The sequence below is a fragment of the Streptomyces sp. BL1 genome (assembly GCF_057628045.1).
In genome coordinates this window covers 2564278-2576963 of record NZ_JBXYWZ010000002.1, presented here as the reverse complement: position 1 = coordinate 2576963, position 12686 = coordinate 2564278, and the positions used below count along the sequence as shown (strand labels likewise).

Sequence of the window (12686 nt, the reverse complement as noted above, 5' to 3'; positions counted from 1 at the left end):
CAGGGGCAGCCGGTCACTGCCGGGTGGCAGTGGCGACGGCGGACGAGACGGGCTCACCCTTCGGCGGGCGTCTCCGCCGGCAGATGGGTGGGCGCGAACATGCGCAGCAGTTCGGGCAGGACGACGACCGACGGTCCCGGGGCGGCCAGGGCCGCCGCCAGGTCGGCGCGCAGCCCTTCGGCCGAGGTGCGGACCGCGGGGACGCCGAAGGACTCGGCCAGGGCGACGAAGTCCGGCCGGGCCAGCTCGGTCGCGGACGCCTCGCCGAAGGCGTCCGTCATGTACTCGCGCAGGATGCCGTACCCGCCGTCGTCCACGATCAGCCAGGTGACGGGGAGTTGGTGCTGGCGGGCCGACGCGAGTTCCGCGAGCGAGTACATCGCCCCGCCGTCACCGGACACGGCGAGGACGGGGGTGGAGCGGTCCGCCGCGGCGGCGCCCAGCGCGGCGGGGTAGCCGTAGCCGAGGCCGCCGGCGCCCTGTGCCGAGTGGAAGGCGCCGTCGCGGGGATCGAACGCGGACCAGGCCCAGTAGGCGAGGATCGTCATGTCCCAGAAGCTGGGCGACCCGTCGGGCAGTGCCTCGCGCACGGCTGCCAGGACGTCCTGTTCGAGGGTGAGTTTCTGCCCGGCGATCCTGTCGTGCACGCGGGACAGCAGATCGGACACCCGCTCCGCCGACTGTCCGGCCGGACGTCCGGTCACCGCCGCTGTCAGCGCGCCGAGTGCCGCGCGGGCGTCCGCGTGGACGGCCAGCGCCGGATGGTTGGCCTCCAGCTTCCCGAGGTCCGCGTCGATCTGCACGACCCGTCCGCGAGGTGCGAACGTGTGGTAATTGGAGGACAGTTCGCCCAGTCCCGAGCCGACGACAAGCAGTACGTCGGCGTCCTCCAGGAACTCGGTGGTGTACCGGTCCTCCATCCAGGACCGAAGCGACAGCCTGTGGTCCCAGGGGAACGCGCCCTTGCCGCCGAAGGTGGTGGCCACGGGAGCGTCCAGCTTCTCGGCGAGCGCGCGCAGTTCGTCCTGCGCACCCGCCCGTACGACCCCGCCGCCGGCCAGCACCACGGGACGTTCGGCGCCGTCCAGCAGTCCGGCCGCCTCGGCGATCAGCTCCGTACGCGGCGGAAGGGCGCGCGGTGCGGCGGACAGTTCCCCGACCGGCGGGACGCCGGCCGGGCCGAGCAGCACGTCCTGCGGGATCTCCACCCACACGGGACCGCGGGGCGCCTCCAGGGCGGAGGCCCAGGCCTCCGCGAGGGCCGACGGGATCTGGGAGGCGGCGCGCACCGTGTGCACGGACTTCACGACGTCGCGGAACGAGGCCTGCTGGTCGCGCAGTTCGTGCAGATAGCCCTGCCGCCTGCCGCCCAGTCCGGCGGCGGGGATCTGGCTGCTGATGCCGAGCACCGGTGCCGAGGCGGACGCGGCCTCCTGCAGCGCGGGCAGCGACATCAGCGCGCCGGGGCCGGTGGAGACCAGCAGCGGGGCGACCGTATCGGTCACCCGCGCGAAGGCGTCGGCGGCGAAGCCCGCGTTGTTCTCGACGCGCAGTCCGACGTACTCCAGGGAGGAGCGGCGCAGCGCGTCGAAGGTGCCGAGAGCGTGCTGTCCGGGCAGTCCGAAGACCGTGTGCGCGCCGAGCGCTGTCAGGGACTCGACGACGAGATCGCCGCCGGTGCGGGGCTGAACTGTTGTCATGCTGCCGTACGTACCTTTCAGTTCTGGAGCGCGGCGCCGTGCTGCTGCCCGGACGCCTCGTCGTTCCCGCCGTCCTGCGTGCCGGGGCCGCCGGCCAGCCTGTCCCGCCAGGACGCCAGTACGGCGGGGTCCGTGGGACGGGTCGACAGGCTGACGACGACGAAGACGATCAAGGAGGCGAGCAGACCGTAGTAGATCGGCTCGTTGGCGAGGATGCCCTTCCAGGCCATTGTGCCGAGCACTGTCAGACCGCCCGCCCCGACAGCCGCGAGGGCGCCCTGCGCCGTGCCGCGCTTCCACATGAGCCCGCCGAGCACCGGCACCAACAGCCCGCCGACCAGCAGGTTGTAGGCCACCTGAAGGGCCTCGACGACGTCGTTGAGGGCGATGGAGACGCCGACGGTCGCCACGCCCATCACCAGGATGAAGACGCGGTTGCCGCGCACCTCGTCGTGCGGCGCCTCGCCGTCGGGGACGCTGCCCGCGCCGGTGAACCGGGCGCGCAGCCGGGACCAGATGTCGTTGTTGGCGACCGTCGCACAGGCGATCAGCGCACCCGAGGACGTCGACATGACCGCGGACAGTGCCGCCGCGAGCACCAGGCCCTTCACGCCGACCGGCAGCGCGTCGTCGACGATCGTCGCGAAGGCCGCGTCGGGGCTGTCCAGCTTGGGGTACAGCACCTTGGTGGCGGTGCCGATGAGTGCTCCGGCCACGGCGTAGACCAGGCAGTACGTGCCGGCCGCCGTGCCGCCCTTCCGGGCGACGGTGTCGCTGCGCGCCGTGAACACGCGCTGCCAGATGTCCTGTCCGATGAGCATGCCGAAGCTGTAGATGAGGACGTACGTGAAGACCGTCTGTGCGCCGATGCTCATCGGGGAGAAGTAGTCGTCGGGAAGCTGCTGCTGCATCTCCGAGAGACCGCCGGCCTTGTAGACCGCGATGGGCAGCAGGAGAAGCAGCACACCCACGGACTTCACGACGAACTGCACCATGTCCGTCAGCGTGATCGACCACATGCCGCCGAGCGTCGAGTAGGCGATCACGATGACGCCGCCGAGGATGATCGCCAGCACCCGGTCCAGGCCGAAGATGACGTCGAAGATGGTGGCGTACGCGATGGTCGACGTGACCGCCAGCATCAGCGTGTACGCCCACATGACGATCCCGGAGATGACCGCGGAGGAGCTGCCGTAGCGCAGGTCCAGCATCTGGCTGACCGTGTACACCTTCAGCCGGTTGATGCGCGCGGAGAAGAACAGGCTCAGCGCCAGCAGCCCGAAGCCGATGGTGAACACCAGCCAGGCGCCCGACAGTCCGTACTGGTAGCCGAGGCCGACGCCGCCGATGGTCGAGGCGCCGCCGAGCACGATGGCGGCCATCGTGCCCGAGTACATGAACGGGCCCAGCCGCCGTCCGGCGACCAGGAAGTCGCTCTTGGATTTCGCGCGGCGCATTCCCCACCAGCCGACGGCGAGCATGCCCGCCAGATAGAGAACGATCACTGTGTAGTCGATGATCATGGGGAGATCCAGTTCCGGAGGGGGCAGAGCGGAGGGGGAGGGGAACGCGGGGAACGGGCAGGCCGGAGACACCGGCTGCTAGGCGGAGACATTAGGTGTCCGCAAGCGGGCCGGGAAGTGTACGTTTCCTTCATTGCGCTCCCGGGCGTTGTACGAAACATCCATGACGTCAGGGGGTGCCCCTGTGTACGAGCTCGTTCCGCCCACGGTGCCGGTGCCGCTCGGTGAGCTGACCGGTGAGACGGGGCTCGGGCTGCGCCAGGCAGCGGGGCCGCGCAATCCGGAGCTCCCGGTGTATTCCGTGCACACCAGCGAAATGGCGGACCCGCGCCCCTATCTGCTCGGCGGCGAACTGCTGTTGAGCGCCGGACTGCACTGCGACGCGACGACGGACGAGGAGGCGGAGGCGCACTGGGACCGGTACGCACAGTGCGTCGCCGCGTCGCGCGTCGCGGTGCTCGGTTTCGGGGTCGCCCCCGTGCACGACGCCGTGCCCCCCGCCCTGGCCGCCGCCTGCGACCGGCTCGGGCTGCCGCTGCTCGAAGTGCCCGAGGAGACGCCCTTCGCGGCGGTCGCGCGCGCCGTGGGCCGGCTGATGGCGGAGCACCAGCACCACGAACTGCGCAGACTGAGCGAGGCCCAGCACACGCTGGCCGCCGCTGCCGCGCGGCCGCACCCCGTCGGCGCCGTACTGCGTCAGCTGGCGCAGCATCTGGACGCGTTCACCGTGCTGTTCGGCCCGGACGGTACGGAGCTCGCCTCCGCCGGCAGCCCGCCGGCCGGTGACATCCGCAGGGAACTGGCCGCACTCACCGGCCAGTTGCGGCCCGGCCCGTCCTCGGCGGCGAGCTCGCGCGGCGCCGACCAGCTGAGCGTGTACGGGCTCGGAGGGCGGGAGCGCCTCGCCCTGGGCGTGAGCACGCGGAAGCGGGGCGGCACGGACGGCGCCATCGCCTCCGTGGCCGTCGTCCTGCTCTCCCTGCTGGCCGAGCCGCGGGCCGCGGCCACCGACGCACGGCGCTCGGCCGCCCTCGTACGGCTCATGCTCGGCGCGCCGGCGAGCGTGGCGGCACCGCTGCTCGGCGACGCACAGCAACGCTGGACTGTTGTGCACGGGAAGCGGCAGAAGGGACGGCAGCGTGACCGTGACAGCGACCCGTTCGCGCTGTCCGAGCTCGCCGCGGGCCTCGGGTCCAATCTGCTGGACGTGGACGGTGACGGACTGCGCGCCCTCGTACCGTCCGAAGCGCCCGTGGAAGCCCAGCCCGGATGGACGCTCGGCGCCGCACAGCCCGTCGCACCGGACGCACTGCAGGAGGGTGACGCGCAGGCGGCACGTGCGCTGCGGCGCGCCGTCGCCGAACGGCGGTCCGTCGTGCAGCAGAGCGGGGGCGCGGCCGCCGGGGGAGTGGCGTCACTGGTGCCGCCGGAGGACAGACGGGCGCACGCCCGGACACTGCTCGCCCCGCTCGACGGGCGGCCCGAACTGACCGAGACGCTGCGGATGTGGCTGTCGCTGCACGGCAGTTGGGACCGTACGGCTGTCGCCCTGTCCGTGCACCGCAACACCGTGCGGCAGCGGATCGCGCGAACGGGCGCCCTGCTCGGCCTCGATCTGGCCGAGCAGGACGCCCGCATGGAGCTGTGGTTCGCGCTCAGCTGGAGCTGAGCGGACGGTGGCTCAGAGCTTCGTCCAGGCCTCCGTGAGCACGGAGCGCAGGATCTGCTCCGCCTCGTCGAAGATCTTCTGGTCGGAGATCAGCGGCGGCGCCAGCTGGACGACCGGGTCGCCGCGGTCGTCGGCGCGGCAGTACAGGCCGTTGTCGAAGAGCGCTTCGGAGAGGAAGCCGTGGAGCACGCGCTCCGACTCCTCGTCCGTGAAGGACTCCTTGGTCGCCTTGTCCTTGACCAGCTCGATCCCGTAGAAGTACCCGTTGCCGCGCACGTCGCCGACGATCGGCAGGTCCAGGAGCTTCTCCAGGGTGCCGCGGAAGGCGCCCTCGTTGTCCAGCACGTGCTGGTTGAGGCCCTCGCGCTCGAAGATGTCGAGGTTGGCGAGCGCCACGGCGGACGACACCGGGTGGCCGCCGAAGGTGTAGCCGTGCAGGAAGGTGTTGTCACCCTGCCAGAACGGCTCGGCGATCCGGTCCGAGATGATCGCCGCACCCAGCGGCGAGTAGCCCGACGTGAGGCCCTTCGCGCAGGTGATGATGTCCGGCACGTAGTCGAACTTGTCGCACGCGAACATGGTGCCCAGCCGGCCGAAGGCGCAGATGACCTCGTCGGAGACGAGCAGCACGTCGTACTGGTCGCAGATCTCGCGGACCCGCTGGAAGTACCCGGGCGGCGGCGGGAAGCAGCCGCCGGCGTTCTGCACGGGCTCCAGGAAGACGGCCGCGACCGTCTCCGGGCCCTCGAAGAGGATCTGCTGCTCGATCTGGTCGGCGGCCCAGCGGCCGAAGGCCTCGGGGTCGTCGCCGTGGATCGGCGCGCGGTAGATGTTGGTGTTCGGCACCTTGTGCGCGCCGGGCACCAGCGGCTCGAACGGGGCCTTCAGGCCCGGGAGTCCGGTGATGGACAGGGCGCCGTGCGGGGTGCCGTGGTAGGCGACGTTCCGCGATATGACCTTGTGCTTGAGCGGGCTGCCGTTCAGCTTGTGGAACTGCTTCGCCAGCTTCCACGCGGTCTCGACGGCCTCACCTCCGCCGGAGGTGAAGAAGACCTTGTTCAGGTCGCCCGGCGCGTAGTTGGCGAGACGTTCCGCCAGTTCGACGGCCTTCGGGTGGGCGTACGACCACAGCGGGAAGAAGCCCAGTTCCTGTGCCTGCTTGTTGGCGGCCTCGGCGAGCTCCGCACGACCGTGCCCGGCCTGCACCACGAACAGCCCCGCGAGGCCGTCCAGGTAGCGCTTTCCGTTCGTGTCGTAGACGTAGCACCCCTCGCCCCTGACGATGGTCGGCACGGGCTTCTGCTCGTACGACGACATCCGGGTGAAGTGCATCCACAGGTGGTCTGTGGCGCTCTTGGAGAGATCTGTGCCCTTGGCCTCGGCGTTGTTGCCCACGGTTATCGCGTTCCCCAGGTGTAGGTCTGCTTGCGCAGCTTCAGATAGACGAAGCTCTCGGTCGAACGCACGCCGGGCAGGGACCGGATGCGCTTCGTGATCATTTCCAGGAGGTGTTCGTCGTCGTGGCAGACGATTTCCACCAGCAGGTCGAAGGACCCGGCGGTGATGACCACGTAGTCGACCTCGTCGATCTCGGCGAGAGCGTCGGCCACGGACTCGAGATCGCCTTCGACGGTGATGCCGACCATCGCCTGTCGCATGAAGCCGACGGTCAGCGGATCCGTCACCGCGACGATCTGCATCACGCCCTGCTCCTGGAGCTTCTGCACCCGCTGCCTGACAGCCGCCTCGGACAGGCCGACGGCCTTCCCGATGGCGGCATAGGAGCGGCGGCCGTCCTCCTGGAGCTGTTCGATGATCGCCAGGGAGACGGCATCGAGCGACCGGGGGCCGGCAGGACTGCCAAAGCCGGAACCGGAGCAGGCGGAGCCGCCGTTCGTCTTCTTCGCGTCACGAGCCACGAGAGTCACTGTGCAGGAGACATCCGCCGTTCCGCAAGCCCTCAACGATGTAATCCGCAGTTGCCAGGCACTTTAAGAACTGATTCCGTCGTGATCGGCGTTTAGGTGTATCGAAAGCGTTGCCTCGCTGGATAGGCTTGCGAGGTCTCTCACCCATTGGACAACGGAGCAGGAGGGGTGCGAAGTGACCACCGAGCTGCGTCGACTGCGCAACTACATCGGCGGCGAGTTCAAGGACGCCGCGGACGGCAGGACCACCGAGGTCATCAACCCGGCGACCGGTGAGGCGTACGCGACCGCACCGCTGTCCGGGACCGCGGACGTCGACGCCGCCATGGCCGCCGCGGAGGAGGCCTTTCCCGCGTGGCGGGACGCGACGCCCGCCGCACGTCAGCTCGCGATCCTCAGGATCGCGGACGCGCTGGAGGCGAGGATCGACGAGTTCCTCGACATCGAGTGCGAGAACTGCGGCAAGCCGAAGGAGCTGACCCGGGGCGAAGAGGTCCCGATGATGCTCGACCAGATCCGCTTCTTCGCGGGCGCGGCGCGGATGCTGGAGGGCAAGTCCGCCGGCGAGTACATGGAGGGCCTCACCTCCTACGTACGGCGCGAGCCCGTCGGCGTGTGCGCCCAGGTCGCCCCGTGGAACTACCCGGCCATGATGGCCGTCTGGAAGTGGGCCCCGGCGCTCGCCGCGGGCAACACCGTCGTGCTGAAGCCCTCGGACACGACGCCCGCCTCGGCGGTCTTCTTCGCCGAGGTGCTCGGGTCGGTCCTGCCGAAGGGTGTCTTCAACGTCGTCTGCGGCGACCGTGACACCGGCCGGCTGATGGTCGAGCACAAGACGCCGGCGATGGCCTCCATCACCGGTTCCGTGCGCGCCGGCATCGAGGTCGCGGGCAGTGCGGCGAAGGACCTCAAGCGGGTCCACCTCGAACTGGGCGGCAAGGCCCCATGCGTGGTCTTCGACGATGCCGACATTCCGGCGGCGGTCGAGGGCATCCGCGACGGCGGCTTCTTCAACGCGGGCCAGGACTGTACGGCCGCGACGCGCGTGCTCGTCCAGGAGGGCGTGTACGACGAGTTCGTGACCGCGCTCGCCAAGGCGGCCGCCGAGGTCAAGACCGGCGACCTGAGCGACGAGGACTGCTTCTACGGGCCGCTCAACAACCCGGTGCACCTGGAGAAGGTCGAGGGCTTCATCAACCGGCTGCCCGCGCACGCGCGGGTCGAGACCGGCGGTGAACGGGTCGGCGAGAAGGGCTACTTCTTCGCGCCCACCGTCGTCTCCGGGCTGAAGCAGGACGACGAGATCATCCAGAACGAGGTCTTCGGCCCGGTCATCACCGTGCAGAAGTTCTCCGACGAGAAGCAGGCCCTCGAGTGGGCGAACGGCGTGGACTACGCGCTGGCCTCGTCCGTCTGGACGACCGACCACGGCACGGCGATGCGGCTGTCCAGGGAGCTGGACTTCGGCTGCGTGTGGATCAACACCCACATCCCGCTCGTCGCCGAGATGCCGCACGGCGGCTTCAAGAAGTCCGGCCACGGAAAGGACCTCTCGTCCTACGGGCTGGAGGACTACACGCGCATCAAGCACGTGATGACGGCGCTGTGACGCGCTGACGCCAAGGTGACGGCCGGCGCCGCTGTGCGGCCCGGCCGTCCGCGAGGACCGGTCCCCGGGGTGCCACGGAACACCCCGGGGATCTCGCGTTCCGGGGCGGCTCCGGAGGCCGGGAGCTGGTTACCGTGCGTAAGTACGGGAAAATTTCGGCGGCGGGCAAATCGGTCAGGCTGCGGTTCCCGTGAAGCGCGTCACCCCTGGAACTCCTGGGAAACGGCGGCGACGTGGCGAGTGCCTCTTGAAACGGAAGGTAAACTTCCGTATACGGCCGCCCAATTGAAGGACCTGAGCGCCACTCTCCGGTGGTCACTGTGGGGCATATACGGAAAGAGCACGCTATACCGTCCCGGCCATGTCCCAGCTCCTCAACGGCTCGGCCGGAGGGATAGGCACCGACTCTGCAGCACAAGGCGATGAGAGCCAGGAGTTCCGCACCAAGGGCCTCAACGGGAACTCCGTCAGCCTCACCGGCAGCGCAGTCATCGGTCTGTCCACCGTCGCACCCGTCTACTGCCTCACCAGCACCCTCGGCCCCACCGTCGGCGAGGTCGGGCTGCAGATGCCCGCCGTCTTCCTCGCCGGCTTCCTCCCCATGCTCCTCGTGGCGTTCGCCTACCGGGAGCTCAACAACGCCGTGCCGGACTGCGGTACGTCCTTCACCTGGACCGTCAAGGCGTTCGGCCCGCGCGTCGGCTGGATGTGCGGGTGGGGCCTCGTGGTCGCCACCGTCATCGTGCTCTCCAACCTCGCGGGCGTGGCGGCGGAGTTCCTCTATCTCTTCCTCGGGGAACTCACCGGCAGCAGCGCCGTCGCCAAGGCCGGTGACAGCACGCCCGTACACGTGCTCACCGTGCTCGTCCTGATCGCCGTCGCCACCGCCATCAGCTACCGCGGCATCACCGCCACCAAGTGGTTCCAGTACACGCTCGTCGCCCTCCAGATGGCCGTGCTCGCGCTGTTCGTCGTGATGGCCTTCGCCCGTGCGGGCAACGCCCCCGGTTCGCCCGACGTGCACGTGCCCGACTTCTCGTTCAGCTGGCTCGACCCGTTCGCCGTCCCGTCGTTCGCCGCCTTCACCGCGGGACTGTCCCTGTCGATCTTCATCTACTGGGGCTGGGACACCTCGCTGACGGTCAACGAGGAGACCTCCGGCAGCTCCAAGACCCCCGGCCGTGCCGCCATGATCTCGATGGTGGTGCTCGTCGCCTCCTACCTGCTGACCGCCGTCGCGGCGCAGATGTTCGCCGGCACCGGCAGCAAGGGGATCGGCCTCGGCAACCCGGACACCTCCGACAACGTCTTCGCCGCGCTCGCCGACCCGGTCATGGGCCCGCTCGGCGTGCTGCTCTTCCTGGCCGTGCTCGCCAGCGCCGCCGCGAGCCTGCAGACCACGTTCCTCCCCGTGGCCCGTACGGTGCTCGCGATGAGCACGTACGAGGCGATGCCGCCCTCGCTCGGCAAGGTCCACCCGCGCTTCCGCACGCCGGGCCGGGCCACCGTCCTGGCCGGCGTCGCCACCGGCGTCTTCTACACGGCCATGACGCTGCTGAGCGAGAACGTCCTCGTCGACACGATCTACGCGCTCGGCCTCATGATCTGCTTCTACTACGCGCTGACCGCCTACGCCTGCGTGTGGTACTTCCGGCGTGAACTGACCGGCAGCGTCCGGGACTTCCTGTGCAAGGGGCTGCTGCCGCTCGTCGGCGCCGTGCTGCTGACCGCGGTCTTCGGCAAGACCCTGGCCGACATGTGGGACCCCGCGTACGGCTCCGGCAGTTCTGTCGCCGGTGTCGGCAGCGTCTTCGTCATCGGTGTCGGCGTGCTGCTGCTCGGCGCCGTACTGATGGAGGTCATGCGCGTACGGCGGCCGGCCTTCTTCCGCGGCGAGGTGCTGACCCGGCAGACGCCGGTGCTCGCGCCCGAGGAGTGAGCGGCCGGGCGTGAACGACGGGCGTCCGCTACAAGGACGTGACATACGGCCCTTGACGGCTGGTGTCCGCCGGATGGTTGGGTAACCGGAAGAACAGCGACAACCGCATGCCCAGATCTCGGGAACGGAGCCCCACGTGATCATCTTCGGCACGTCGTCCAAGGTGATTCAGCTGGCCATGCTGAATCTCCTCTGCGGCTTCTGCGGCAATCCGTCGGCTCACGCGCTGCGCAAGCGGGTCACCAAGTTCTCGCTCTTCTTCATCCCGCTGTTTCCCATCGCGCCGGCGAAGCACTCGCTGCAGTGCACCTTCTGCGGTGCGCAGAGCGAACTGACCAAGGAGAACGCGGAACAGCTGCTGCAGCAGAGCGGTCCCGCCCCGCAGAGCGGTCCCGGCCAGCTGCCGCCGCAGCCCCCGCAGGGCAACCCGTACGCGGGCCAGGGCGGCAACCCGTCCCAGCAGCCCCCGCAGAACCCGTACCAGTCCTGACCGTCCGACTGTGCCCCGGCAGCGACCGGGGCACAGTCAGTGGCCGTCGAGGAGTGCGCGCAGGGTGCCGATCCGGTTCGTCGTGACCGAATCGACTCCCATGCCGACCAGGCGGCGCATCGCACGGAGTGTGTCCGGTGTCCACGCCGACACCAGCAGACCACTGTCCTGCAGCCGTGCGGTCAGCTGCCGACTGAGCAGCCCGAACGGGTAGTTGAGCCAGCGCGGCCGCAACTCTGCCAGCAGGGCGGGCCGTACGGGGGCTGTCCGCTCCCAGGTCAGCGACAGTTCTGCCGCCCCGTCGACAGTACGGACGGCACGCATGGCCGCAGGGCCGCCGCAGTAGTACACACGGTCCGCCGCTCCGCAGTCGTGCACTGCGCCGACAGCGGCCGGTACGGCGTCCGGGTCGGGGAAGTCGACCAATGTGCGTACCGGCTGTGTCGTCTCCAGGGCTTCCGCCAGCGTGGGCACCCCGCCGTCCGTACGGTCGTGCACCTGCCGGGCGGTGAGCGATCCCACGGGGACGTCGTGACCCCACAGTCTGTCCAGCGTGCGGTCGTGCAGGACGACGGGGATGTGGTCCCGGGTGAGCCGTACGTCCAGTTCGACCGCGTCGGCGCCCGCGGAGACGGCCGCGCGGAAGGCCGCGAGGGTGTTCTCGCGTGCCGTGTACGGATCGCCGCGGTGGGCGACTGCCGTAACGGTCACGCCTGTTGGTGCCATCGGGCCGTATAGGCGTCGATCTCGTCGCGCAGCCGGCGCTTGCCCGCCTCGTCGAGGAAGGAGACGTCGACGGCGTTCTTCGCCAGCGCGGCGACCCCGTCGGCCTCCAGGCCGAGCAGCCGTGCGGCGATGCCGTACTCGGTGTTCAGGTCGGTGCCGAACATCGGCGGGTCGTCACTGTTGATCGTCACCAGCACGCCGGCCTTCACCATCTCCTTGAGCGGGTGCTCGTCGAGCACCTCGACCGCGCGGGTGGCGATGTTGGACGTGGGGCACACTTCCAGCGGGATGCGGTGCTCGGCCAGGTGCTCCAGCAGCCGCGGGTCCTGCGTGGAACTGGTGCCGTGTCCGATGCGCTCGGCCCGCAGGTGCGTCAGCGCGTCCCACACGGTCTGCGGTCCCGTGGTCTCGCCGGCGTGCGGCACGCTGTGCAGCCCCGCCGCGATCGCACGGTCGAAGTACGGCTTGAACTGCGGCCGCTCGACACCGATTTCGGGGCCGCCGAGCCCGAACGCCACCAGGCCCTCGGCTCCCAGCGACTCGTCCGTCGCGATCCGCGTGGTCTCCTCGGCCGCGGCCAGGCCGGCCTCGCCCGGGATGTCGAACGTCCAGCGCAGCACGACCCCCAGCTCCCGCTCGGCGGACCGGCGGGCGTCCTCGATCGCCTCGATGAACGCCGCGTCGGGGATGCCGCGCATGGTGGAACTGGACGGTGTGATGGTCAGCTCCGCGTACCGCACGCACTGCCGGGCCATGTCGCGGGCGATCTCGTAGGTGAGCAGCCGGACGTCCTCGGCGTCCCGGATCAGGTCGACGACCGAGAGATAGACCTGGATGAAGTGCGCGAAGTCCGTGAAGGTGAAGTACTCGGCGAGCGCCTCGGGATCCGACGGCACCTTCGAGTCGGGGTGCCGCGCGGCCAGTTCGGACACGATGCGCGGGGAGGCGGAACCGACGTGGTGTACGTGGAGCTCGGCCTTGGGCAGCCCGGCGATGAACGCGGTGAGATCAGTCAACTCTGCCTCCGGGGATAAGGGGTCGCAGATCATCGTATGCGGGGCGTCCGAGCGGCCGAATAGCATGACAGGACGACCATCTCGGG

The 12686-nt window shown here is 69.8% G+C and carries 10 protein-coding genes; 4 read left to right on the top strand and 6 right to left on the bottom strand.

The genetic code is table 11. The annotated features are described in order from the left end of the window. Positions 1 to 53 precede the first annotated feature (53 nt). Both AC3AGO_RS11265 and AC3AGO_RS11260 read right to left on the bottom strand, forming a co-directional pair. Entirely contained in the window at positions 54 to 1700 is a 1647-nt protein-coding gene (locus tag AC3AGO_RS11265) for a thiamine pyrophosphate-binding protein (RefSeq protein WP_487820025.1), read from the bottom strand. Between the two features lie 17 nt (positions 1701 to 1717). Then, a complete protein-coding gene (locus tag AC3AGO_RS11260) occupies positions 1718 to 3223 on the bottom strand; it encodes a sodium:solute symporter family protein (protein WP_487820024.1) in 1506 nt (501 codons plus the stop codon). A gap of 163 nt (positions 3224 to 3386) precedes the next feature. On the opposite strand from AC3AGO_RS11260, the gene AC3AGO_RS11255 reads away from it, so the two are divergent. Beyond that, the gene (locus tag AC3AGO_RS11255) at positions 3387 to 4892 is read left to right on the top strand and encodes a PucR family transcriptional regulator ligand-binding domain-containing protein (RefSeq protein WP_487820023.1); all 1506 of its coding nucleotides are present in this window, start codon (positions 3387 to 3389) and stop codon (positions 4890 to 4892) included. Positions 4893 to 4904: 12 nt separating this feature from the next. Here the strand turns inward: AC3AGO_RS11255 and AC3AGO_RS11250 are convergent, their stop codons facing one another. Next, positions 4905 to 6287, bottom strand: a complete 1383-nt coding sequence (locus AC3AGO_RS11250; protein WP_487820022.1) for an aspartate aminotransferase family protein — start codon at positions 6285 to 6287, stop codon at positions 4905 to 4907. Positions 6288 to 6289: 2 nt separating this feature from the next. Further along, complete coding sequence (locus tag AC3AGO_RS11245; protein ID WP_487820021.1) at positions 6290 to 6820, bottom strand: Lrp/AsnC family transcriptional regulator; 531 nt, start codon at positions 6818 to 6820, stop codon at positions 6290 to 6292. Between the two features lie 175 nt (positions 6821 to 6995). Between AC3AGO_RS11245 and AC3AGO_RS11240 the strand changes: the two genes are divergently transcribed. The 3 genes from AC3AGO_RS11240 (at position 6996) to AC3AGO_RS11230 (ending at position 10858) form a co-directional block, all read left to right on the top strand. Beyond that, positions 6996 to 8429, top strand: a complete 1434-nt coding sequence (locus AC3AGO_RS11240; RefSeq protein ID WP_487820020.1) for a gamma-aminobutyraldehyde dehydrogenase — start codon at positions 6996 to 6998, stop codon at positions 8427 to 8429. A 361-nt stretch (positions 8430 to 8790) separates the two neighbouring features. Further along, complete coding sequence (locus tag AC3AGO_RS11235) at positions 8791 to 10368, top strand: APC family permease (protein ID WP_487820019.1); 1578 nt, start codon at positions 8791 to 8793, stop codon at positions 10366 to 10368. A gap of 136 nt (positions 10369 to 10504) precedes the next feature. After that, positions 10505 to 10858 carry a zinc-ribbon domain-containing protein gene (locus AC3AGO_RS11230; RefSeq protein ID WP_487820018.1) on the top strand — a complete coding sequence of 118 codons (354 nt, stop codon included), beginning with the start codon at positions 10505 to 10507 and terminating at the stop codon, positions 10856 to 10858. 36 nt (positions 10859 to 10894) lie between these two features. Here the strand turns inward: AC3AGO_RS11230 and AC3AGO_RS11225 are convergent, their stop codons facing one another. Next, on the bottom strand, positions 10895 to 11584 hold the full coding sequence (locus AC3AGO_RS11225; RefSeq protein ID WP_487820017.1) for a glycerophosphodiester phosphodiesterase: 690 nt from the start codon (positions 11582 to 11584) through the stop codon (positions 10895 to 10897). After that, the gene (locus tag AC3AGO_RS11220) at positions 11566 to 12633 is read right to left on the bottom strand and encodes an adenosine deaminase (protein WP_487824615.1); all 1068 of its coding nucleotides are present in this window, start codon (positions 12631 to 12633) and stop codon (positions 11566 to 11568) included. Before AC3AGO_RS11220 ends, AC3AGO_RS11225 begins: the two co-directional genes overlap by 19 nt. Positions 12634 to 12686: the final 53 nt, after the last annotated feature.